The following is a 24,069-nucleotide window of genomic DNA, read 5'->3' on the forward strand; positions in this document are numbered from 1 at the left end:
CAGTTTTGAGTAAAATGAGGTACGCCTGGCCTGGGAATCGGAATTCAATCGGGGCGTACCTCATTTATTGGAGAATCGCTATAGTGGCTTAGGGGAAAATCGGGTGAGTGCGATCGCGATCGCGATCGGGTGACTCTGGCGAGACTAAATTGTGGGTAGGAACGCCCAGCAGCTTCACTTGTTACAGCTATTAACCATCGCGAACAGTTTTGTATTTGTTCAAAGTCCAATACCTTAGCTATATATGTACTCTAGTTAGAAAGCCTTTCGTGCAAATACCTGAAGCGGCTCTACTGCAAGATGTGGAGAATTCTTTGTGTCGCTAAGATTACATTTGTACTTATCCCTAAAAGCGGCTCTAAGCCCTCGAATCCTTATCTTACCGTGACACAGTTGCTGCTTATTATTGGCAATTTTTGATGGAGCTTCTGCGCCAATCTCACCGTACTTAACTTGGCTTCCATTTCCTTGTTGGCGTTCGACCTGAATACGCCCCTCTATATAAGCTGCAACAAGTTCTTTATGATGCGTTTGTGTGACTTCTTCAATCATTGCTTCAAACTCTTCTTCAGAAACATCCTTATTAAGGGCTGCTAGATGCTTAGGATTTAGTAAGTATGACTCAACATTTGTACCAGCAGTTAAAAATGGTTCTACCCGTAACTGCCTCACTTGCTGCTGCCAATCTACGGCGTCTGAATCGTTAAGGTAATCTCTATCTCGATGAAGAAGAATCTTTGCTGATGCGTTTGAAGATCTGACTATATTAACAAGGGGGCGCAGATTCTTGATGACTGTAACACCGTAGTAAGGCAAAATGAGAGTAGTATTCATGTAAAAGCCGGAAGACTCAAGAATAGATTCGAGAATACGTGTATTTTCGTCTTCAGTCAATACTACAACTTTTGCAGTTTTGTCGCGTGAAATTCTTTCTCGGATGTCTAGCGCACCAATATCTAAAAGCACACCAAGCTCATCATCTTGCGTAGCTGTTTCAACTGTTGCATTTCGTACCCAAAGCAATTTAACCGATGCTCCAAGAGCATCTACAACGTGACGCGAGTGGGTTGTGAGAACGACTTGTGTATCCCTTTCTTCCGCAATTTTCCGCAACAATTTGCATAGAAGTCGTTGGTTGTTGGGATGCAGATGTGAGTCAGGTTCGTCTAAGACAATTAGGCGCGGAGAGAACCTATGAATGTAGGACAAAATTTGAGCCGCTTGCAGAACCCCAGTCCCTGCGAGTTCAATAGGTACTTCCCCTGAATCAGTTGAGATCAAGACTTGAATGTGCTCATCTGTTTCAGGAAGAAAACTAACTTTGATATTAGTTTCTGGGAACACTTCATGTAAATCTTGTAGGAAATTATCCCATTCAGGCTTTTCCCAAAGCCTAAGTAAAATATTTCTCAGAACAAGGTTTGCATCACCTCTGGCTAATGTTCGGAGCAAAACGCCATCTGATAAATAAGTTTCATTTTTTGCAATACCTGCAAGTCCTGGTGAGAAAATACTAAATGGGGCTTTAATATCCGATAGCATTTTCGCAGTTTCTACCGAATCAACTTCTACAGAGATATTTTTATTTTTTCCCTTTCTAATTTTGATTTCGCAGGATTCGCCACTCCTAAGTGTGAAGTTGACAGCAATCGCTTGTGCTTCATCCTGTACCAGTTCTCCTCCCTTACCCAAACAATATACAGATTCTGATGGTGAGTATATGAGCTGCGTAGGACTCAACGTTGATACAGTTCGGCGGATATCGCCATTAATCAGCTTAAGAGACTGGAGAACACCAATAGCAAAATGTAAGCCTTGAATAATACTACTCTTACCTGAGTTATTCGCACCGACAAGAACATTGATGGCATCAAGGTCAAATAACGCATCTTCGATCCTTTTAAAGCGTTGTATTCTTACTGACTGAAGTGAACTCATGCAAGATTGTACCTATAAATATATATTGCGCTGATAGATGAATACACTAAAATTTTATGTTTTTTGTCGGGCGAAGAAAGTAATTTTTCAGCCTAACACCCCTTTCAAGGTGAACCAGCCGATTAATTAGCACAGTCGAGTAACTGGCATAGTCACATTTTAATATATACGGGTTTTATTTTCAATAGAAAAAGCTATAATTTTTGGGCAATGGGGCGATTAGAACCGCTCAGATATCTTAGCTAATAAGGCGATACCATAGCCTGCGATCGCACTCCTTATCGCCATCCTACGATTCCATCAACGATCGCACCCACTAAAAATCACCCTCACTCATCGCTGGTATAGACTACACTGAATAATCGATCGCCAAATCTAGAGTAGCCTCCAGGTAAACTTGTCTCAAAATCTCAGATAAATTAACAACAGATTCTTCATCTCCTGACATATCTTTAACTTTATCGTCTTGAAAAAGATTCAAAAGAAAAACAACGCACCGATCGCCTAGCAGCAAAATTGCGCGAAATGGGGATTAAGCCTGATGAGGTGTGATTGTTTTTTAGATTGTTAAATGGGGTACAATCGCACTTTTTAAACAGCAGAAATATCAGAAGCCCCAAAAGGGCGATCGCTCCCCTCATCTATATCTCAATATTAAGATTTCCTTAGTTGCTGGCGTCGCGCACAGAAATCGGTGATACAATCAACAGCTTAGCTAGGGGTGCCCGAATATCCGGGCTGAGAAAACACCCTTAGAACCTGAGTCTGGGTAATACCAGCGGAGGGAAGCTGTTTATCAAGGAAATTAAATATGCGTACCGAATGGATCGCTAAGCGTCAGGGGCAAAGCAATGTATCTCAAATGCACTACGCCCGCCAAGGTGTAATTACTGAGGAAATGCACTTTGTTGCTAAGCGAGAGAATCTCCCGCCAGAACTGATCCGCGCCGAAGTAGCGCGGGGACGGATGATTATTCCCGCTAATATCAATCACCCGAATTTGGAACCGATGGCGATCGGCATTGCGTCTAAATGCAAAGTCAATGCTAATATCGGTGCATCTCCCAACTCTTCCAATATGGAAGAAGAAGTTGACAAGCTTAAATTAGCAGTGAAATACGGCGCTGATACCGTGATGGACTTGTCCACCGGCGGCGGGAATTTGGATGAAATTCGCACTACAATTATCAAAGCTTCACCGGTGCCGATCGGTACTGTACCAATTTACCAAGCACTAGAAAGCGTTCATGGTAATATGGAAAGTCTGACCCCCAATGACTTTCTTCACATCATTGAGAAACACGCTCAACAAGGCGTTGATTACCAAACAATTCACGCCGGAATTTTGATTGAGCATTTGCCGTTGGTAAAAAATAGACTAACTGGAATCGTCTCTCGCGGCGGCGGCATTTTGGCGCGGTGGATGCTGCATCACCACAAACAAAATCCCCTCTACACTCACTTTAACGACATCATTGAAATCTTCAAAAAATACGATGTTTCGTTTAGTTTGGGAGATTCCCTCCGCCCCGGTTGCACTCACGATGCGTCGGATGAGGCTCAATTAGCTGAACTCAAAACTTTGGGACAATTAACTCGCAAAGCTTGGGAACATGACGTGCAGGTAATGGTGGAAGGCCCGGGCCACGTTCCGATGGACCAAATTGAGTTTAATGTCAAAAAACAAATGGAGGAATGTTCGGAAGCACCCTTCTATGTTTTGGGGCCGTTGGTGACAGATATTGCACCTGGATACGACCACATTACCTCAGCAATTGGGGCTGCGATGGCTGGTTGGTACGGTACTGCAATGCTGTGTTACGTGACACCGAAGGAACACTTAGGATTGCCGAATGCTGAGGATGTCCGAAACGGGCTGATTGCTTACAAAATTGCGGCTCACGCTGCGGATATTGCACGGGGTCGTCCGGGTGCGCGCGATCGCGATGATGAACTCTCGAAAGCGCGTTACAATTTCGATTGGAACCGTCAATTTGAGCTGTCATTAGATCCTGAACGGGCAAAGGAATATCACGACGAAACTTTGCCGGCGGATATCTACAAAACTGCTGAATTCTGTTCGATGTGCGGGCCTAAGTTCTGTCCGATGCAGACTAAGGTTGATGCCGATGCTTTGACGGAATTAGAGAAGTTTTTGGCTAAGGAACCTGTAGCCCAAAGCTAATTGGATTAATTCGTAGGGTGCTGATAGCGCACCTTACTTAATCCTAAAGCTGTTTCGTTTGTGGTGGGGCGGGCATCCTGCTCGCCCAAAAGTTGGGTGCTGATGGCGCACCTTACTTAATGTTAGATTCAAAGCAGTTTCCGAAAAGGAGAATTGCCATGTTCCCTTGCAGGTACTTTTTTGTTACCAAGGAATCGAGAATTTTATCGAGATTGGGATGAGCAAAAAAGTAGCTATTTGCTCTTTAGTTAATAGCTTGCCATGTGAGTCATGCCCAAATTCTTTATTTCGCCTTTTCAATATAAAACTCTTCATAAACTCAATTTCGTCTAAAGTGAACTCGCCTCGCAAACCCAGTTCCCAAGAATGAAGAGAATTGCCACCGCGATAGTCAATTAGCCGCCTACCTTGTACTGGTAAACTAACTGAGGGTCGGGATTGATTTCGCTGCTTAAGAGCCATTCCTTTTCCAGATTCAAGGAACCAGCGGCGGATTCAAACGCTCATTTCATGCCGCCTATTCCTGAAAATAAGTCAATAAAACGGATTTTTTTAGTGCCATTAAGCCGGCGGTAAAAACTCATATTTTGTACTATTTTTCAATCGAGGCATACCCTCTAGATATTTATTACCCGGCAAATCCTGGTAAGCAGAAATTTTCAATTCGTAGAGTGCGTTAACGCAGTGTAACGCTGTGTAACGCACCGCCAGCCTAATGGAGCACTTGAGCTAAGTAAAAGATTTACCTGGATATGTTAGCTCGCGCTGTCTGTTGGCACGTTGAAAGAATCCGCCGATCGTTTGAGCTAATTGTGCGAATAGAATGCAGATTTGTTAGCTGAGTATTGACTTCAACTGTTTGAATTTTTCCGGCCGAGATTGCCTTCCCGGACAGTGTATTTCCCTGAATTTTACCAGTGAAGCACGCAAAGTCCGATCGCGGCGCGTAGATTGCACCAACTACGCGATCGTTCTGGCGTTGAAACACAATATAGTTTTGAAGAACTTGGTTGGGCTGTGGCGAATCTCCGTACAGGTAAATACCATCTGGCAAAGCAGCAACATTCGTCTTAGATGGATTTTGTTGTGCTTGAAGCGGTTGTTGCTGAATGCCAACACCAATTAGTGTCAGAGGAAAAATAAAGGCTGTTGCCAGTAGTTTCCATTTCCCTTTAATAGATGCAGGTAAAATCATTACTGCTTCTCCTTGCGCCAGGTCATCTCACATCTTAAAACAGTCTTCTCTAGTTAATATATCACTCAGGTTATAAGTTCCCTCTGCTAAAATCAGCCGATTGGTATAGATTCTGAACCTGAAAGCTTGCGCTTGCTTAGCACCAAAAACTTGATTTTCCATTGTGCTGCAAGTACCTGAGCTGATTTTGATAAAATTAGAGCGGGCCTAGTTTCTAATCCCACCCAATAAAACACCGATTTCCTCACTTCAAATGGAGGAAGAGCCTCTAGATATTCATTACCAGGCTCTGCCTGGTAACGAGAAAAAAACATCTTGAAAACTCTTGTGGAAGAGGCCCGAAAGCCTGTTCATGAAAAAGGTGATCTTCGGTCAGTTCGATCGCACTTTTGCCTATTTTTTGCTAGCCATCCACTTTTGAAGATCCTTAATCGTAAAAACTGTTTCAAAGTCCAATCCAACAGAACGATAAAACTCCGCACCACCTTGCTCTCTGTCAATCAGGGACAACACGCGATCGACTTTATAACCCGCACCTCGCAACCGTTCCACCGCCTGCATCGCCGACTTACCCGTCGTCACCACATCCTCCAAAACCGCCACATTCGTCCCCTCTGGCAACAGTGGCCCCTCAATATACGCCATTGTCCCGTGTCCCTTCGTCTCCTTTCTGACAATTAGCGCCGGAATCGATCGACCTTCCAGAGCCGAAACCACACTCACCGCAGTTACAATCGGATCAGCACCCAAAGTCAAACCGCCCACAGCTTGCACATCCGACGACAGCATGGACAACAGCACACGTCCCGTTGCCAAAGCACCTTCAGCGTGCAGCGTCACAGGTTTGCAGTTAATGTAATAAGAACTTTTCTGCCCCGAAGACAGCACAAAATCGCCTTCGCGATAGGCAAACTCGCACAACAAATCTAGAAGTCGATCGCGCAACACCTTTAAATCCGCAGCATTCATAATTCACACCGTGTAAAAAACACAAATAATCCGCCGATAATCAGTTTATAGTGGAATCGGAATTAATTAAGGAGGCTGAAATATTATGAGTCAAAAGTTAAAAAGCCTGAGCGGCGCGTTGATTCTCGCTGTCGCCTCTGCCGCCACGGCATACGTCAAGCCAGCTCAAGCACAAACAGAGCGATTTCACCCAATTGCCGACGACTTCAACCGACAATTTTTTCAAGCTTCAGGAGACTTTTACCACAACGTCAGTTTGCAAGGTTACTTGGGCGACTATTTAGGCATCGGTTCCCCCAGCGGCGTCGTTGCCTTTCCCGAAAAAGAAATTGAGCGGGATGCCAGTCGCGTCAACGGCTTCTACCGACGAGTAATGCAGCGGCAAGTTTCCAGCGATCCGATTCTCCGCGTCCCAGATGCGGTCAATCCCTTCGATTCCTCAGTCATGGCACTGCCTCCAGCTTGTCAGCTAGCACCTCAGCCCAGTGGCTGTTTCGCCACTCCCGCCGGACTCCAAGATCAGTTTACACTTCCAGCACAGCAGGAAAATTCACAGCCCGATCAAGGTCCCGTCAGAGGACTTTATCAAGTATCGCCAACCCGCAAAAATTAATCGATCGACAGTTGCGAGTTTTGAGCCGAGACGGGTTTACTCTCATCTCGGATTTGTATTAGAGAGAAAGTCTGAACCCGTCCCAAAAACTCATGTTTTGGCAATCCTTTCGGAAAACGCGCAACTGGCTTTTTTTAAACTATCGCGGTTATTTTACAGGACTAAATATTATCCAATATTTATGAAACCATGCTGCCGTCAGGCATGATTGTTCCTTTCAAAATAGCTTCGCCCAGATTAGCTCCCGCCAAGTTCGCTCCCCTGAGATTTGCCCCGGTCAAATTAGCCCCTGTCAAATCAGCTTTGCCAAGGTTTGCCCACCGGAAATCGGCAGCGCTCAACTCCGCAAAACAGAGAGTTGCCCTGAAAAGATATGCTCCAGTGAAGTGAGCTTCCCCGAGGTTAGCCTTAGAGAAATTGGCTCCATAGCAATGTGCTTCAATCAATTCGGCTTGACTGAGATTGGCTTGACTGAGATTGGCAAAGTTGAGGTTGGCACCCATCGCATTAACTTGCGACATCACCGCACCGATTAAATTCGCATCTCCGAAATCGGTTTGTTGGAGATTGGCAGCGGTGAGGTCAGCCCCAATTAAATTAGCACCGCTCAAATCAGCTCCCTTCATGTCGGCCGCTCGGAGGTTTGTACCCGTTAAATTAGCTTTAATTAAATTAGCTTCGAGCAGTTGCGCTCCGGCAAGATTTGCTAAACTAAGGTTGGATTCAGCGAGGTTTGCCGCAATTAATTTAGCCTTAAACAAATCGGTTTTAAAAAGGTTCGATCGCCCAAGATCAGCACCTCTGAAATTTGCTTCGGCCAGGTTAGCTTCGCCCAGATCCGGTTCTAGATTTGGGTTGAGACTTCTCCATTCAATCCAAGTAACTGCACCTTTTTTTAACAGCGCTAAATGCTGTGCGTTTGCCATAATTACATCTCCTTTAACGGCTATTCCTTGCGGCCAAAAATTGCTGGATTTTCTCGACCCGTCACGCTTTCCACCGCCGCAATTGCTGCCTGGGAACCTGCTATAATATCTCGTTCTGCGCCGCCGAGGTAAAGCCGTCCGAAACTACCGACAGCCTGAACCTCTAAGATGTTAATAGATGCGCCTTTTTCTGCTTCATTGGCGGCCAGCGCTGCATAGGCGGCCGGTTCTACTTCTAAGACGTAAAGCGTTTGTCCCGCCAGCAGCAACTGTCCGCGGCGGGTGCGGTTGATTAATTGTGTTTGGTGGGGGTCAATGTTGCGAATAATTTGACTGGAAATCACTCGCGGTTTGATACCTTCTTCTCTGCGGACTCCGAGGAATTCTAGAATTGCTTTTCCTGCGGCCCGGGTTTCCCCCTGCTGACTTGAGTGTACTTCCAGAAGGCCGTACAAGCGTTCGACTATCTGCACTCCTGGGCGCACGGAGGCTGATTTGAGGGCGACATCGGTAATTCGGTTAATTTCGATACCGGGCGAGATTTCTATCCACAGCGACGCATCCCCCGGCAGCGGCAAGAATCCGGCGGCGATTGTGCCGATGTATGCTGCGTGCTGCGGCTGCAAGTTGTCTAGAAATACGTAGCTGCGTAGCTCTATACCCAAAAGTTTTTATCCCCGTCGATCGAGTTCCAACACTTATCTGTGCAATATCTGAGTTTACCTTTTTTTGTCCGCAGTACATTGTCTGTATGATTGTTGACTGTTGACTGTTGACTGTTGACTGTTTGAACAATACCGATGGGGCCGGAAACTATATGAGACACCCCAGAGTGCCGTTCTGGTCACAGCGAGCCATGTTTAATTTCGTCTGGTTGCTAAAAAAGATATCAATCTCTAGTAATAGGTGGAACATAGCAAAGTTTACTGCTACAGGTGGATTTAACTTTAATAGCCACTCGATATAGTTTTGATAGTTAAAGATTTTAGCCAACAGAGAGCATTTGAATTATGAAACGTTCTGATTTATCCAAAGCAATCGGTGCAGGTATTATAGCTGCTGGTTTAGCCCTAGCACCAGCTCATCTCCCTGCTTCCGCTCAGACAGATACAACTGGCGGTACAACTGGCGGTACTAACAGCACTACAACCACCACAACTCCTCGCTCCGATGTGTACAGTGCTGACAACGATCGCGACTTTGATTGGGGATGGTTGGGCTTGCTCGGCTTGTCCGGTTTGTTAGGTTTGATTCCCAAAAAACGCGAAGAAAATGTGCGCTATACCACTACCACCGCCGATCGTGACCGTGACCCCGCCGTTCGCACTGACTACCGCTAAGAATAGAGTCTTAGGGCTGTGGGCATGATGCAGGGACAGGATGTTTTAACCTGTCCGATCAGCACCAATAATGATCAAAAAACCTCCCTTGGCGGGGTTTTTTTGTTTGAGAAGATGCGCGCTCGAACCACGATAAAAGTGGTTACATCTGACATATTGCACCATTTTCATAAACAGGCTTTCCGCCTTGTGCCACAACAGATGAATTTTCTTGTGGGCCGTTGCTCCTAGCGAGTCAATAAAATCCTTATTGAGAATGGTGCAATATTTTAGATATAACCGGACTTGACATTATTAACATCTTCCTTTCTTCTTCCCTTCTTCCTTCGGGTTCTTTGCGTTTTCGCGGTTCATTAAATAAAGACTTTTGAGACACAAAAAGACCTTAAACAATGTTTGGGCCCGATCGATCGAGCAAATCCCAAATCGCCTGCACCAACTTCTCGGGGTCTAAAGGCTTAGAAAGATGCCGCTGGAACCCTGCAGCCAGCGCCTGTTGATAGTCCATTTCTCCAGCATAAGCGGTGAGGGCGATCGCCGGAACCAGTCCCCCTTTCTCTGGCGCCCGAGCCCGAACCTGCCGCAGCAACATATAACCGTCGGTGTCGGGCATTCCAATATCGCTCAACAGCAAATCAGGAACAGACTGGGTTAAAACCGCTAAGGCATCGGCGGCGTTAGCAACTGCTGTAACACTTGCCCCACAATCCTCAAGCAGAAAAACCACCAAATCTCGCGCATCGGCATCATCATCCACCGCTAACACCCTGATACCACTCAAATCGAAGGATTCCTCCGGTGGCGTAGTTCCCGCAGAACTTGTCTGAGGTTGCACGGGCATCAGGGGTATCCAGACGGTCAAGGTTGCGCCTTTTCCTTCGCCGGCACTGTCGCATTTCACCGTGCCGCCGTGGAGTTCGACGAGATGGCGGACGATCGCCAATCCTAAACCCAATCCGCCAAACTTGCGCGTCATCGTGCTGTCAGCTTGCCGGAAGTAGTCGAAGACATAGGGCAGAAAATCTGGTTCGATACCTTTTCCAGTATCACTTACAGTAATTTGGGCGTTCGTGTCAACCCGATCGAGAACGACATCAATTTTGCCTCCCGGCGGGGTGAACTTGACGGCATTGGATAGCAAATTCCAGACTACCTGCTGAAGTCGGCCCGCATCGCCCAAAACCGAGCCGAGATTCAGTGCAAATTGAGTGCTGATTGGAATCGACTTGACTTCCGCCGCCAGACGCACCGTTTCAATAGCAGCGCCGATGACCCAGGCTAAATCCACAGGTGCAATATTCAAGCTGACCTTGCCTTGCAGAATCCCCGACACGTCGAGCAAATCTTCGATAAGCTGGGTTTGCAGTTTGGCGTTGCGCTCGATCGTCTCTAAGGCATAACGTTGCTTTTGGGGTGTCAGAAGGTTCGATTGAAGCAGCTTCGCCCAGCCCAAAATCGGGTTTAAGGGAGTCCGCAATTCGTGGGACAAAACAGCCAAAAATTCGTCTTTGACGCGGTTAGCCTGTTCTGCTTCTTGCCGCGCTGCCTTTTCCCGCGCTAGAAGGCGTTCCCGTTCCGCTTCTGCAAGTTTTCGATCGGTAATGTCAGTGTTGGTGCCACACCAGCGCAGCAGCTTGTTTTGCTCGTCGCGAATCGGCACAGCGCGGGAGAGAAACCAGCGGTACGATCCGTCTTTGCCGCGCAAGGGGAAAGTATCTTCCCAGAGTTCGCCTGTTTCAATGCAGCGCCTAAATTTTGCGACAACGCGATCGACGTGTTCCGGGTGGTGTACCTGCTGCCAGCCCCAGCCTTGCATTTCCTCTAGGGTGGTGCCGGTGTAGTCAAACCAGCGCTGGTTGTACCAGAAAATCCAGCCGGTTTCATCTGTCATCCAGGCCAACTGAGCGATGTTGTCAGCTAGAGCGCGGAACCGAGCCTCGCTTTCGTGCAGATCCTGCAGGGCTCGCGCGTGCAGAATTACCGTCCAGAGGCGAGCCACCACTTCTTGCATCAGCGAAACTTCATCGGCCCGCCAGTGTCGCACTGCCTTTGATGCCACCACCAAAAGAGCCACCCAGCGCCCTTCCTGAAGGCAGGGAACATCGACCAAAGCGCGAATCGACACGGCACCGTAGTTATCGACCAAATTCGCTGTATGGGGGTGATTAGCGATATCTGAGATGACAACTGTTTGACCTGCGATAGAGAGAGCTTTAAGTTCTGGCATCTTAAAGTCTGAGATTTTATAGATGCCGACGGTGCTGGCAAGGTCGGACTGGTGCCAGTCTTGCTCGACAATTGCCCGATCGGCTTCTAAATCGATTTCGTGCCAAATGCAGCGATCGGCCTTTAAATACTCTCCCAGACTGTGCATGGCTTCCCACAACATTTCTGCTGGGTTGGAGCACTGGCGCAAGCGGAGTTCGAGATCGGAGAGAAACTGCTCGTTAAGTTGGGCTTGTTTGCGATCGTGAATATCGGTGTTAGTGCCGATCCACTCGACAACCTGGCCCCGGGCGTCGCGAATTGGCACGGCGCGGGACAAATGCCAGCGTTCCATTTTGTCTGCTGCCCGCCGCAGGCGCACCTCAAGTTGATAAACTTCTCCAGTGATTTGACATTCTTGCCAGCGGGCCCAAGCTTCTGCCAAATCCGACGGCGGCACCAGGGACTCCCAATTGTTGTGAGCGGCTTCCTCGTAAGACATTCCCAGATATTCCGACCATTTTTGTTGATTGGTAAAACGAATTTCCCCGGCGGAGTCTACGTTCCAAATCAGGTGGGGCAGCGACTCAGCCAGGAAGCGGAAGCGGCGATCGCTTTCTGCTAAGCTTTCTTCTGCTCGTTTGCGATCGTCAATATCAATGCCGATCCCGGCCCATTGCACCACCTGTCCCCTCCTGTCTTTGATGGGAACAAGCCGCGCTAGATGCCAACGGTAGGTGCTGTCAAACCTGCGTACCCGACACTCAAATTCGTAGGATTCCCCTGTTTCTATCGCCTTGGTGCGCGTGGCGACAACTGTTGGCAGATCCTCATGATGAAATAATTGCAGCACCGGTGCAGCTAGCGGAAATTCTGCTGGCCTCATGCCCGTGTAGCTTTTCCAGTGCTCGTTGCAAAACTCTAACCTGCCGTCGGCGGTGTTGATCCACATTAATTGCGGGACGGCATCGGCGAGGGTGCGGTAGCGATTTTCGCTTTGTCGCAGTGCTTCTTCTATTTGCTGGCGCTCGGTTTTGTCCTGCATGATTTTCAGGAAACCGTGTACCTCGCCGGCTGCGTCGCGCAGGGGCATCACCAGCCCGCTGCCCCAAAAGCGGCTGCCATCTTTGCGGAGGTGCCAGCGTTCGTTTTTTCCTTTTCCCTGAGTCAGGGCGCTGTGCATTTCTGCTTCGGGCATTCGGGAAGCAGAGTCTTCTGGGGTGAAGATGATTCGTCCGTGCTGCCCGACGATTTCAGCTTCGGTATAGCCCAGCACTCTCTCCGCGCCTGCGTTCCAACTGGTAAAGTGTCCGTCGGTGTCGAGGGTGAAGATGGCGTAGTCTTTGGCGCTGTCGAGAATCAACTGCAGGTGGGTTTCACGATCGCGCAGTGCTTCTTCTGTTTGTTTGCGCTTGGTAATGTCGCTGGTGAAGCCGACTATTTTGGTCAGTTCACCTTGCTGGTTGCGGATCAAACAGCCGCGTTCCCAAACGTCGATCCAGCGCCCCTCTTGGTGCCGGACTCGGTACTCGACTTGGTAGCGATCGCCAGTAGTCAAGATTGATTCCCGCGTGGGCTGGATGCGCGCCAAATCTAGGGGATGGATGCGTTCTCTCCACCACTCTGGTGTTGCTGGTGCATCCTCTGGGCGGACACCGACGATCGAGGACAGTCCCTCGGAACGGTAAACTGAGTTCGATGCCAAATCCCACTCAAAAACCATGCCGTCGATCGCCCTTGTAGCTAACTCAAAGCGGTTGTTGCTTTCTTGCAAGGCGAGTTCGGCCATTTTGCGATCGGTAATTTCCTGTACCACGACATTAATTCCGACAATCTCCCCGCCCGTGTCTTTGAGCGGCAACCAATTCAGCAGCCAAGTGCGAACAACACCGGGTTGAGCTTTTGTTTCACCGCTGATTTCAAAATTTCGCTTTGGTTCTCCGGTTTCGAGAATGCGGCCCAACACAGGTTCGGCTGTGTCTGCCAAGTCGGGGACAATTTCGCGTAGGGTGCGGCCGATGTGCATTTCGACGGGCAAGCCGTTGATTTGGGCCAACCCCTGGTTGAGTCGCACGTACCGCAAATCTGTGTCTAAAACTGCCAAACCCACGGGCGTTGTTTGGTAGAGCCACTCTATCTCTAGAAGTTGACGGCGCACGGTTTGCTCGCTCTTTTGCAAGGCGTGTTCGGCATTTTTGCGATCGGTAGCATCAAATAATACTCCGATAAACCGCACTGCTTCGCCTGCGGTGTCGTAGAGATAGCGTCCGAACGCGCTCAACCAGCGGATTTCTCCGTTGTCTGCCCTGATGATCCGGTATTCGGGGGAGTAGAGCGATCGTGTTTGCCGAGCTGTTTTAGCTGCTTGCATGACTTGCTCTAAGTCTTCGGGATGCACGCGGTTTTGCCACACAGCCGCGCTTGCTTCGCCGCCTGGTAGCGGTTCGCAGCCCAAAATGCTGAAATGGGTCGCCGACCAAATTACTCGATTTGTTCGCACGTCAAAATCCCAGGTTGCCATGCCTGAGCCTTCGATGGCGACGCTCAAACGTTCTTCGCTTTGTTTTAAGGCAATTTCAGTTTGTTTGCGATCGGTGATATCTGTGAGGGAGCCCACGGCCCGCAAGGGATTGCCTGACTCGTCCCAAATTGCTCGCCCTCTGGCTAAAATCCATTTTTCGCGCCCGTCGGAACAGCGAATGCGGTACTCGCAGCAGTAATGTGAGGTTTCTCGATCCAAGTGCTGCTGCCAATTGCTTTGCATTCTCTCCAAATCATCGGGATGAATGTAGCTCAAAAATTGGCTGAATTCCTTGACTTCTTCGGGCCGACGTTCCAAAATCTCTAAACCGCGATCGCTCACGAAATGGCAATTTGTTTGCAGGTTCTGATCCCAAATGCCGTCATTGTTTCCCTGCAAGGCTAGCTGCCAGCGTTCTTCGTGATCGAACAAAGCTTCTTTGGTTCGATGGGCGCGATCGATTTGTACGGCGGCAACGGCAAAGTCTGCTAGGGCGATCGCGATCCGCAAGTCTTCGGCATCGAATTGGCGATCGTCCTCGTGAGATACAATCCATATTGCCCCCAGGGATTGATTTTCTGCTTGTAGTGGCACGACTAACGCTTCGGCGATCGGCAATTCTAGTTGCTGCAAGTCGGTTAAATATTTTTCTGGAGCGAAGTAAAGCTGTGGAGTTTGGCGATCGAGACCTGCTCCCGACAAACACAATGTGCCGGGTATATTTCTGTGTTCTGTGGCTTCCCACGCGCCAGCCAATGCCGCCCACCGACAGATTTGTTTTGATGTGGCATTTTCTTCTAGCAAGCAGACTCCGACGCTGCCTGCGCCGCACAAATCTTGAGCGATCGCAACCAGTGTTTTGAGCAGCGTGCGGGGGGAGGCTGCCAGTTGTCTCGCCAGCGCTTGCAGCGCTCGGTTTTCAGCGTTGAGATCGTGCGATCGAGGGGTGCGGCGCGACAGTTCCTCGGCGATCGGAATGTCGGTTAAATTAGTTTGTGGGGTTTGCCAAGCTTCCATCAATTAGTCGTCTCTACGTCTTTCGGTATGAGCTGGCGAGCGTATATCAGCGCGCTTCTGAAGCATCTGTTATATTATATTATCTACCGACAGACAGAAGATGTGATATGTCGGGGAAATTACTTTTTAGTTTTTAGGCTAGTTGATGGTCTTGGTTGCCTATGCTCTTGCCACCACAATATGCACAACTTTATTCCAGAATCACGCTTTTTTCCCTATCTAACTTGGACAGAAATTCAGTCTATGCCGGATAAGGAAAATACAGTTATAATTCAGCCGCTAGGTGCGATCGAACAACACGGCCCTCATTTACCTTTAATTGTAGATGCGGCAATTAGTGCGGCGGTGACAGGCAAAGCGCTGGCAAAGTTAGAGGCAAATATTCCCGCCTACGCTTTGCCGCCTTTGTACTACGGCAAGTCAAACGAACACTGCCATTTTCCCGGTACAATTATGCTCAGTGCTCAGACACTTTTAGCAGTAATCGGCGAAATTGCTGACAGTATTTACCGGGCAGGATTTCGGAAATTAGTGTTAATGAATGGTCACGGCGGACAGCCGCAGGTGATGGAAATTGCGGCGCGGGATATTCATCAAAAATATCAGGATTTTTCGGTTTTTCCCCTGTTTGTGTGGCGGGTTCCGAATGTAGCTGCTGAATTATTAACTGCGAAGGAGTTGCAGTTTGGGATTCACGCGGGTGATGCAGAAACGAGTTTGATGTTGTCAATTTTGCCGTCGCAGGTGAAAATGGAACTGGCTGTTACTGAATATCCGAAAAATTTGCCGATTGACAGTTTGCTGAGTATGGAAGGAAATTTGCCTTTTGCTTGGCTGACGCGAGAGTTGACTGAAAGTGGTGTGTTGGGCGATGCGACGGCGGCGACGAAAGAAAAGGGATCTCGGATTCTGGAATCTCTCTCTGACGGCTGGGCACAAGTTATCAAAGATGTACACAAATTTCGCCAGCCGGGAAGTTCGGCAACGGATTGTGTAACGGATGTCAGGAAGAGGGAAGAATGAAGAGGGAAGAAGATCGATGTGGAAATGCAGTCACAACAATAGTTGCACCAATTAAGAACGTTCTAACTGTCTTGGCGGTTGCTATAAAAATCAAAAATATAGTCCTGGAGGCATAATCGACCTATTTAGGGTGCTTAGGTTGCACATTACCGCTATTAAGAATTAAAAATTAAAATTTGTTCTAAATTTGTGTCAAAATGAGTCTAAGAAATTTTTTGAATTGGAAAACTAACGATGAGTGTAAATTCTAAATTGCAGCGCGCATTTGAGCAAGGTCGCGCCCTGAAAATTATCAGCGGTTTAAATAATTTTGATGCCGCGAACGTTGCGGCTGTCGTCAAAGCAGCGGATCTTGGCGGTGCTTCGTTTGTCGATATTGCTGCCGATCGAGATTTGGTATTGATGGCAAAACAGTTGACAAGTTTGCCAATTTGTGTATCGGCTGTGGAACCGGAAAAGTTTGTGCCTGCGGTAGAAGCTGGCGCTGATTTGATTGAAATTGGCAACTTTGATGCTTTCTACGCAGTAGGCCGCCGCTTTGAAGCTGAGGAAGTTTTGCAGTTGACTCGCGAAACTCGATCGCTATTTCCAAACATCACCCTTTCTGTAACAGTTCCCCACATTTTGGCACTCGACAAACAAGTGCAATTAGCAATTGAATTAGTCAAAGCTGGGGCTAATATCATTCAAACCGAAGGTGGCACCAGCGCCCAACCAATTCACGCCGGCACATTGGGATTAATTGAAAAAGCAGCGCCTACTTTGGCAGCAGCCTTTGAAATTTCCCGCGCCGTATCAGTCCCCGTACTCTGCGCTTCCGGCATCTCCAGCGTCACCGCACCCCTCGCTATTGGAGCAGGTGCTGCGGGTGTTGGTGTCGGTTCTGCTGTTAGCCAACTTAATAGCGAAGTGGCGATGATTGCGGCTGTTCGCAGTTTGGTTGAAGCTTTGGCTTTGGTTTCGCGATCGCACTTTGCAGCTTCCATTTAATTAAGAAGGAAGAAGGAAGAAGGAAGAAGGAAGAAGGAAGAAGGAAGAAGGAAGAGGGAAGAAGGAAGAGGGAAGAGGGAAGGTTTTTCTCATCCCCCACTCTCCCTTTCTCCCATTCTTCCCCTCCCCCACTTTTCCACTTTTCCACTGTTCCTTAATAATTGAGAAACCACACGGCATAATCATCTAACAACTGATTGTTCCGGGAGATTACATCAACTGATTCTAACTCGAATAAAGGCAACATAAACTTTTGGCTATCGCCGACGCGCTGCACTTCCACAAATATGCCTTCTTCCTGAATCACAAAATCATCTAACCAATTAATTGTGAATCTATCAGTGTAAGAAGGTTGAGTTTTTTTGAGTCTTGCATATTCTTTTTTGCTGCCAGAACCCATTGTATATTCTTCTTCCCATTCAAACTCTTCTATGCCGGTAACGTGGCAGGGGAGTTGAATATTTTCCTTGAGGTAATCTAGATATTTGAGTGAATTTTTCAGAGTACAATCAATATTTTTAGAACCCAAAATTTTGCTGAGTTTAGTTTCAAATTGCTTGGTATTAAAGGGGAGATTTTTGTCGATATGCGCTAACATTTCTGGATGGAACCCCGATCTCAATTCGGATAATTCCTCCAGCAGGTGCTGGAAGTCGTTGACCGGTTTCGGTCTTCTGCCTGCTACAATGGTTTCATCAAGCTGAACTGGAGGAAGTTCGGATTGCGAAGGAAGGGATTTGCTTTGATCGGGGCGATCGTCCACTTTAGATTTGTTAACTTTAGATTGGTTAACTTTAGGCTGGTTAAGTTTAGGCTTGTTAAATTTAGGCATCGCTCGGTCTCGCTGGATCGGTTTATCAATAAAGTATATCTTGGCAGAAGTACATTCGTGTCTAATAGGAGGAAGGTGTAATGCAACTACTGAAATCGCCTGATGAATCGCCAGTCTATCAAGGACAATTCGGCGAGTTTACGATTACTCAAAACGATCGCACGGGAGTGTTGATTTACCGCGCCGGATTGGGGGTGGCGGCGCTGTGTTTTGCGATCGGCACTACTCTGGTGTTGCAACAGGGCGACAACCCGATTGCAATCCAAGCTGTAACGCCTGTTTTTGCTTGTTTCTGGATAGCTTTAGGCGTCAGCTTGGCAACTATTCACATTTACATGATTGCGCTACACCGAACACTACAGGTGTTTTGGGCGATCGGCGGCGCGGCAGCATTGTTTGTCGCCCTACAAAGCAGCCAACCTCTAGCTTTAGCAGTGTACGAACATCCCGCCACGTTGTGGGGAATTGGCTTTACTTTTGCCGCCTTAAATGGGATTTATTTTAAAGAAGCTTTCTGCTTCAACCGCCTAGAAACAAAGTTTTTGACTCCTGGAGTTCCTCTCTTAATTTTAGGACATATTTTCGGCTTTTTGTCAGCCGAAAATGAGCAATTTTTGCTGGCTATTTGGGCCGCTTTGTTTATCATATTTGCTGTGCGTAAGTTTTTTCAACCGATGCCGCAGGATATTGGGGATAAAAGCGTTTTTGAGTACCTGAAACACCAATAGTATAGAAGACGAAAAGACGAAAGAAGAGCTTTCTTCCTTCTTCCTTCTTGCTTAAATATCTGCTATAGCAATCCTTGCAGGAGTCGTAAAATTTTTACCCCACCCCAGCCCTCCCCGAACCCGCGGGGAAGGAGTAAGAAATTCACAAATGATGCGAGGATTGCTATATATGAATTTTGTCAGACTGCGAAAACTTAAAATCAAAATTAGTCTAATTCACCGCCGAGAAATGTGGGCAGTTACCAGGGAAGGCTGGGTAATTGCTCTGATGGGATTAATAATTGCAATGCTCTTAATTATCACAAATATCCATCCATTTTTGGCGGTAAATGCGCCGATTAAAGCAGATATATTGGTTGTCGAAGGCTGGTTGCCCGATTATGCGATCGAAAGTGCGATCGCGGAATTTAAAAAAGGTGAATACAGCCAATTAATTACCACAGGAATTCCTTTAAGTAAAGGCTACTATCTCGCTGAATATAAAAATTATGCGGAACTGACTGCCGCGACTTTTATTGTGCTAGGATTTGATAAAAACAAATTAGTAGCCGTACCAGCGGCGAATGTTTTGAAACACCGCACTGCTGCTTCTGCGATCGCACTTCGGGATTGGTTTTCTACTTCAGGTTTAAAAGTTAACTCAATTAATCTTTATTCCTTTGGCCCTCACGCCCGCAGAAGTTGGCTTGTATTTAAAGAAGTGCTGAATCCTGAGATTAAAGTCGGGATTATTGCGGCGGAAACCGAAGATTACAACCCACAAGAATGGTGGAAATCGAGCGAAGGTTTTCGGACAGTAATCGGAGAAATTATTGCTTATATTTATGCCCGTTTCGTTGATTGGAAAGCTTAGCCAGTAATTGTCAACCTCCCTCTTAATTCCCTTCGCGGTTCGTAAAACAACATTTATATAGCCCTTTTAAATCTGTGGAAATAGAGGACACGGCAGTGCCATTTCCCTACTCGGACACCTGTGGAAATACAGGACACGGCAGGGGCATTTCGCTACCATAATTCCACCAAAAATGATAAAATAATTCTCAGATAAGTTGAGGGCAACTCGTTGTTAGAAGAACGCGCTTACTGGTTAGCATGGTCGCAAATTAACGGTATCGGGCCGATTTTGTTGCAAAGATTGCACCAACATTTCAATAGTTTGGCAGAAGCTTGGACGGCAAAATCAGTAGATTTTATGCGAATCGAAGGGTTCGGCAAGCAGATAATTGAAACCGTTGTGCAAGAACGCACTAAACTCAATCCTGAAGAATTTATCGAAAAACATCTTATAAAAAATCCCTGTTTTTGGACGCCCGCAGATCCAGATTATCCCCGCTTATTATTGGAAATTCCCAATCCGCCGCCAGTGTTGTATTATCGTGGTTTAGTTGATGTAAAAGAGAATCAAGGAATTACGCCAACGGTGGCAATTGTTGGCACTCGCAGCCCTTCGGAATACGGCAGAAGGTGGACTCGTAAAATTAGTACGGCTTTGGCTAGAAACGGTTTTACTGTGGTTTCGGGATTGGCTGCGGGCATTGATACAGAGGCTCATACAGGCTGTTTGGAGGCGGGAGGAAGGACTTTTGCAGTAGTGGGGACGGGAGTAGATATTGTATATCCTAAACAAAATGAGAGGTTGTGCGATCGCATTTTGCAGCAGGGATTGGTAATTAGCGAATATCCAGCGGGTACTCAACCGAATAAAACTAATTTTCCGCGCAGAAATCGCATAATTGCTGGCTTAAGTCGCGCTACTATCGTGATAGAAGCTCCGCATAAATCGGGTGCTTTAATTACTGCTTATCAAGCGAATGATTTTTGCCGAGATGTGTATGTTTTGACGGGCAGATTGGATGATGAGCGTTCTTTTGGATGTTTGGAGTTGCTGAGTAAAGGTGCTCATCCGATTCTGCCGAGTAGCGATCGACTCTTAAGCGAAGACAGGTTATTGGAAATGCTCGGAGCTATGCCAAAATTGGATAGATCCGAGCAGTTATCGCTATTTCCTCCAAATCCGACGGTTGAGAAGCAAGGGCCACCGTTGGAGCCGGAATTGGCTAAGGTATTAAGTGCGATCGTATCTGGGCCGATTTCTTTTGATACAATTGTGGAAGCAGCGGGATTAGAAGCGGGAATAGTTTCTAGTATACTTTTGCAGTTGGAATTGTTGGGATTAGTTTCGCAGTTACCGGGAATGCGATATCAGCGATGCTGAGTTGTAAGTAATACGGTTTAGGCTATTGGTTTCAACTTAAGTCTAAAACCCTCTTTATCTCTCGTTTACCCCCGAGGCCAGATCCCCCTAAATCCCCCTTAAGAAGGGGGACTTTGAGAAGATTCTTGTCCCCCCCTTTTTTAAGGGGAGCTAGGGGGGAGCTAGGCCTTGATAGTCAGCGGTTGAAACCGCATATATACAAACGAAGTCCGTCTCTAAGAGACGGAAAAATAATAAGGGCTAAAGTCCTCATTATGAACCTTTAAAGCAATCCGAAATTAGCAGCGCTGATACGGATAGCAGAAACACCGCCCAGAGAAGCTAAAATCTCCCCTGTTTGTGCCAACCGGATTAAAGTCGAACCGCTATCTTGAGCAATAGCCAATTGCGAGAAACTCAACCCGTTACCCAATACTAACAAGTCCTTACCCACTTCAAAATCAGTAATCGTATCAGTACCGGAATTGGTAGAGAGTAAGAACTTATCTACTCCCATTCCTCCTGTCAAAGTATCAAGTCCCAAACCGCCCCTCAGCAAATCATCGCCCTTACCTCCGTAAAGAATATCATTACTATCATCGCCATTCAAAATGTCAGCACCACGGTTGCCAAATAAGACATCATCACCGCTACTTCCCAGGATTGTATCGCTACCTTTGCCACCGAAAACAGTGTCATTTCCCAGACTTCCATCGAGGGAATCATTGCCCCTCATCCCTATCAACACATTATTCGCGCTGTCGCCAGTCAGGATATCGTCGCCATTTGTACCGAGAATTGCATTGGGAGAATTGCTGCCCAAATCTGCATCGCCGCTGACAACAGGAGTTGCAATCCCAGTCGGCAATATTACAGATTCAATTCTGCTATCTAAAGCAGTACCAGTATTGTCAGCAACCACCTGGGAAATTGGTTTATTTCCTGAACCAACTTCTTTAAATTCTTGAGTTGTTGGGCCCAAGGCTACTTGTTGGAGGCGGGCAAGTGATTCAGGAATTGATGTTGCTGTTGGGTTGGAGACAGCGCTATCAATGCGCTGATTGGCTGTTGCCATTACTGTGGCAGCTTGCGATGTAATTTGGGTGACTTGTTGAGTGTTGAAACTGGGGTCTATTTGCTCGATTTTAGCGGCTGCTTGCTGAATGATTGGTTCTAAGGCTGCTGAAGAGCTGAGGTTTAAGACTGTACCCGATTGAATTTGAGCCGTAATTGAACTGACAACAGCCTTGACAATATCGGTATTGACTGCACTGGAAGCACCGTCAATCAAAGCGGCAGTTTGAGTGATGAAGTTTTGGACTTTCACCATGGCGGCTAAGACTTGGACTCCGCCCGGTATGTTGTTGTTGGTAGCTTCTATTGGATCGAAGCTAGTTAGGTCAACATCGGCGGGGAGAGAAAGGGCTGCTTTGACTAAAGATTGGGCTTCTTCTGGTGCAATTCCTTTGTCGGTTAAGTCGGCGATTAAACTGGTTAGGAGTGTGACAACACTAGAATCTGGTGGTGCAGTGAGTGGTGTTTCTAGGGGTAATCCGGTGGCGGTGTCAATGCCTCCTGTGACAACTAAATTGCCTTCTGATGGGTCAATTTCTCCGTTTTTGTTGGTGTCGAAAGTCTCGAAGGGGATATCGAGATTAAATTTACCGCCTGAATCAGTTGTGGTGGATGGTTCGCCACCATCGAGGACGCCGTTTTTGTTGGCATCTAGGAAGAGAGTTGCACCCGATATGTAGCCGTCAATTGCGATGCCAGAAAAGCTGGGGCTGCGGTACAGGTGGAAGAAGTCGCTGACACTGGCACCCGCATTGTCCGTTGCTGTCACCTTAATTGGCACATAGAAAAATGAGGGAACATTGCCAGCATTCAAATTCACGCTAAAGGTCAGGGTATTGGGGTCGAAGGTCAGCCAATCGGGTGGAATGAAAGTGCCGGTATTTGGGTCGAAGGTCAGCCAATCGAGAGGGTTGGGGCTGAAGGGTCCGTTGGGGTCCGGCTCTGGAATTATTGAGTAGGAATAAGTGAGGCTGTCACCTGGATCGTAATCGGTAAAGGTGTCGGGAGCAAGAGTCACACTGAAGTCGCGGCGGGGATTGGGACCACGTTGCTTATCGAGGCTATTAGTCACCACCGGCGGGTGGTTGTTTAGTGTAGATTCAGCATCGATAATTTTCAGACTGGCAGTGTTTTGGGTGCCAATAATGGAATTATCCCGATTGGTGATCCGAAACGCAATTTCTTCTGTTCCCTCAACTTGACTATCCGGAAAAACGTCAATTGTGAAAGTTTTGGTATTTTCGCCTGGGTTAAAGGTAATTTCAGGAGAGAAATTGGGGATATTCCAATCTGTTCCGAAAGTCGCTGAACCAGTAGGAGGTTCTAGGTACACCCTGGAAAAGCTGTCTATATTCCCCCCTGTGCGAGTGAGGGTAATTTGTTTCTGAACGATTCCTGTGCGACTTTCATTGACTTGGTAAGTAGCTGGGGAGAAATTAATTGTAGGAGGCCCCTCAGCATCGAAAATTTTCAGACTGGCAGTGTTTTGGGTGCCAATAATGGCATTATCCCGATTGGTGATCCGAAATGCAATTTCTTCTGTTCCCTCAAATTGACCATCCGGAAAAATGTCAATTGTGAAAGTTTTGGTATTTTCGCCTGGGTTAAAGGTAATTTCAGGAGAGAAATTGGGGATATTCCAATCTGTTCCGAAAGTCGCTGAACCAGTAGGAGGTTCTAGGTACACCCTGGAAAAGCTGTCTATATTCCCCCCTGTGCGAGTGAGGGTAATTTGTTTCTGAACGATTCCTGTGCGACTTTCATTGACTTGGTAAGTAGCTGGGGAGAAATTTACCGTGGGAATACTAAGAATCTGATCGTTGCTAGAACCACCAGCAATCAGATCGTTAGATGGCGGTATGGTGTTACCCCTGTTAACAACAGTGGCATCCGGTGCATTGAGACCGTTGTAGTTACTATCCGCACTGACAGCAGGGGCAGTCACAATCTGATAAGTCTTATCGAGGTCAAATACTCGATCGTTCACACCCGTTACCGTAACAGTCTGCCACTGATTCCAATTAGCAGAATTGAAGGTAACAGTTTGCGGGGAATTTACTCCCTCTGCCTCATTGCTGCTACGCAAATCAATTCTCACATCAGCAGTAGGTTGGCTGTTTAGTCTGATGGTGAATTGGTCTGTGCCACCAGTTTCTGTAGTTACTAATCCCGATGCCGGACTAATAACAATGCCTGGACTCCCAAGTATTGGTGTTGTTGGCGTCGGAGGGACGGATATCGTCGGCGTTGGCGTCGGAGGGACGGATATCGTCGGCGTTGGAGTAGGAGGGACGGATATCGTCGGCGTTGGCGTCGGAG

At 47.3% G+C, this 24,069-nt stretch carries 17 protein-coding genes and 1 riboswitch; of the genes, 8 read left to right on the forward strand and 9 right to left on the reverse strand.

Annotated features, from left to right (window positions below):
- Nucleotides 1-255: 255 nt before the first annotated feature.
- Complete coding sequence (locus QT994_RS02330; RefSeq protein WP_333171500.1) at nt 256-1,938, reverse strand: AAA family ATPase; 1,683 nt, start codon at nt 1,936-1,938, stop codon at nt 256-258.
- A gap of 349 nt (nt 1,939-2,287) precedes the next feature.
- The gene (locus tag QT994_RS02335; RefSeq protein ID WP_333171502.1) at nt 2,288-2,419 is read right to left on the reverse strand and encodes a hypothetical protein; all 132 of its coding nucleotides are present in this window, start codon (nt 2,417-2,419) and stop codon (nt 2,288-2,290) included.
- Nucleotides 2,420-2,645: 226 nt separating this feature from the next.
- A riboswitch (TPP riboswitch) is annotated at nt 2,646-2,742 on the forward strand.
- Nucleotides 2,743-2,749: 7 nt separating this feature from the next.
- On the opposite strand from QT994_RS02335, the gene thiC reads away from it, so the two are divergent.
- Nucleotides 2,750-4,123 carry a phosphomethylpyrimidine synthase ThiC gene (thiC, locus tag QT994_RS02340; RefSeq protein WP_333171504.1) on the forward strand — a complete coding sequence of 458 codons (1,374 nt, stop codon included), beginning with the start codon at nt 2,750-2,752 and terminating at the stop codon, nt 4,121-4,123.
- 742 nt (nt 4,124-4,865) lie between these two features.
- Here the strand turns inward: thiC and QT994_RS02345 are convergent.
- Both QT994_RS02345 and pyrE read right to left on the reverse strand, forming a co-directional pair.
- Nucleotides 4,866-5,318: a hypothetical protein gene (locus QT994_RS02345; RefSeq protein WP_333171506.1), complete on the reverse strand. Its 453-nt coding sequence runs from the start codon at nt 5,316-5,318 to the stop codon at nt 4,866-4,868.
- A gap of 393 nt (nt 5,319-5,711) precedes the next feature.
- Nucleotides 5,712-6,287, reverse strand: coding sequence for an orotate phosphoribosyltransferase (pyrE, locus tag QT994_RS02350; RefSeq protein ID WP_333171508.1), 576 nt, complete (start codon nt 6,285-6,287; stop codon nt 5,712-5,714).
- Between the two features lie 85 nt (nt 6,288-6,372).
- Here pyrE and QT994_RS02355 point away from each other — a divergent pair, with 85 nt between their 5' ends.
- Nucleotides 6,373-6,900: a hypothetical protein gene (locus QT994_RS02355; RefSeq protein ID WP_333171510.1), complete on the forward strand. Its 528-nt coding sequence runs from the start codon at nt 6,373-6,375 to the stop codon at nt 6,898-6,900.
- A 179-nt stretch (nt 6,901-7,079) separates the two neighbouring features.
- Here QT994_RS02355 and QT994_RS02360 read toward each other — a convergent pair whose 3' ends face one another.
- Nucleotides 7,080-7,826, reverse strand: a complete 747-nt coding sequence (locus tag QT994_RS02360; RefSeq protein ID WP_333171512.1) for a pentapeptide repeat-containing protein — start codon at nt 7,824-7,826, stop codon at nt 7,080-7,082.
- A 20-nt stretch (nt 7,827-7,846) separates the two neighbouring features.
- Entirely contained in the window at nt 7,847-8,491 is a 645-nt protein-coding gene (locus tag QT994_RS02365) for a hypothetical protein (RefSeq protein WP_333171514.1), read from the reverse strand.
- 345 nt (nt 8,492-8,836) lie between these two features.
- Here QT994_RS02365 and QT994_RS02370 point away from each other — a divergent pair, with 345 nt between their 5' ends.
- Entirely contained in the window at nt 8,837-9,166 is a 330-nt protein-coding gene (locus QT994_RS02370; protein WP_333171516.1) for a WGxxGxxG family protein, read from the forward strand.
- Nucleotides 9,167-9,551: 385 nt separating this feature from the next.
- Here QT994_RS02370 and QT994_RS02375 read toward each other — a convergent pair whose 3' ends face one another.
- Nucleotides 9,552-14,909, reverse strand: coding sequence for a PAS domain S-box protein (locus QT994_RS02375; protein WP_333171518.1), 5,358 nt, complete (start codon nt 14,907-14,909; stop codon nt 9,552-9,554).
- Nucleotides 14,910-15,089: 180 nt separating this feature from the next.
- Here QT994_RS02375 and QT994_RS02380 point away from each other — a divergent pair, with 180 nt between their 5' ends.
- Nucleotides 15,090-15,932, forward strand: a complete 843-nt coding sequence (locus QT994_RS02380) for a creatininase family protein (RefSeq protein ID WP_333171520.1) — start codon at nt 15,090-15,092, stop codon at nt 15,930-15,932.
- Nucleotides 15,933-16,166: 234 nt separating this feature from the next.
- Nucleotides 16,167-16,922, forward strand: a complete 756-nt coding sequence (locus QT994_RS02385; protein WP_333171522.1) for a DUF561 domain-containing protein — start codon at nt 16,167-16,169, stop codon at nt 16,920-16,922.
- 154 nt (nt 16,923-17,076) lie between these two features.
- Here the strand turns inward: QT994_RS02385 and QT994_RS02390 are convergent, their stop codons facing one another.
- On the reverse strand, nt 17,077-17,754 hold the full coding sequence (locus QT994_RS02390; RefSeq protein ID WP_333171524.1) for a hypothetical protein: 678 nt from the start codon (nt 17,752-17,754) through the stop codon (nt 17,077-17,079).
- A gap of 80 nt (nt 17,755-17,834) precedes the next feature.
- Between QT994_RS02390 and QT994_RS02395 the strand changes: the two genes are divergently transcribed.
- From QT994_RS02395 to dprA, 3 genes are all read left to right on the forward strand, one after another.
- Entirely contained in the window at nt 17,835-18,482 is a 648-nt protein-coding gene (locus tag QT994_RS02395; protein WP_333149089.1) for a DUF2301 domain-containing membrane protein, read from the forward strand.
- Nucleotides 18,483-18,651: 169 nt separating this feature from the next.
- Nucleotides 18,652-19,335 carry a YdcF family protein gene (locus QT994_RS02400; protein ID WP_333171525.1) on the forward strand — a complete coding sequence of 228 codons (684 nt, stop codon included), beginning with the start codon at nt 18,652-18,654 and terminating at the stop codon, nt 19,333-19,335.
- A gap of 210 nt (nt 19,336-19,545) precedes the next feature.
- Nucleotides 19,546-20,697, forward strand: a complete 1,152-nt coding sequence (dprA, locus tag QT994_RS02405) for a DNA-processing protein DprA (protein ID WP_333171527.1) — start codon at nt 19,546-19,548, stop codon at nt 20,695-20,697.
- Nucleotides 20,698-20,959: 262 nt separating this feature from the next.
- On the opposite strand, the gene QT994_RS02410 is transcribed toward dprA, so the two are convergent.
- Entirely contained in the window at nt 20,960-23,836 is a 2,877-nt protein-coding gene (locus QT994_RS02410) for a Calx-beta domain-containing protein (protein WP_333171529.1), read from the reverse strand.
- Nucleotides 23,837-24,069 lie beyond the last annotated feature (233 nt).

The organism is Microcoleus sp. S13_B4 (genome assembly GCF_036700885.1).
Taxonomy (GTDB): Bacteria; Cyanobacteriota; Cyanobacteriia; order Cyanobacteriales; family Microcoleaceae; genus Microcoleus.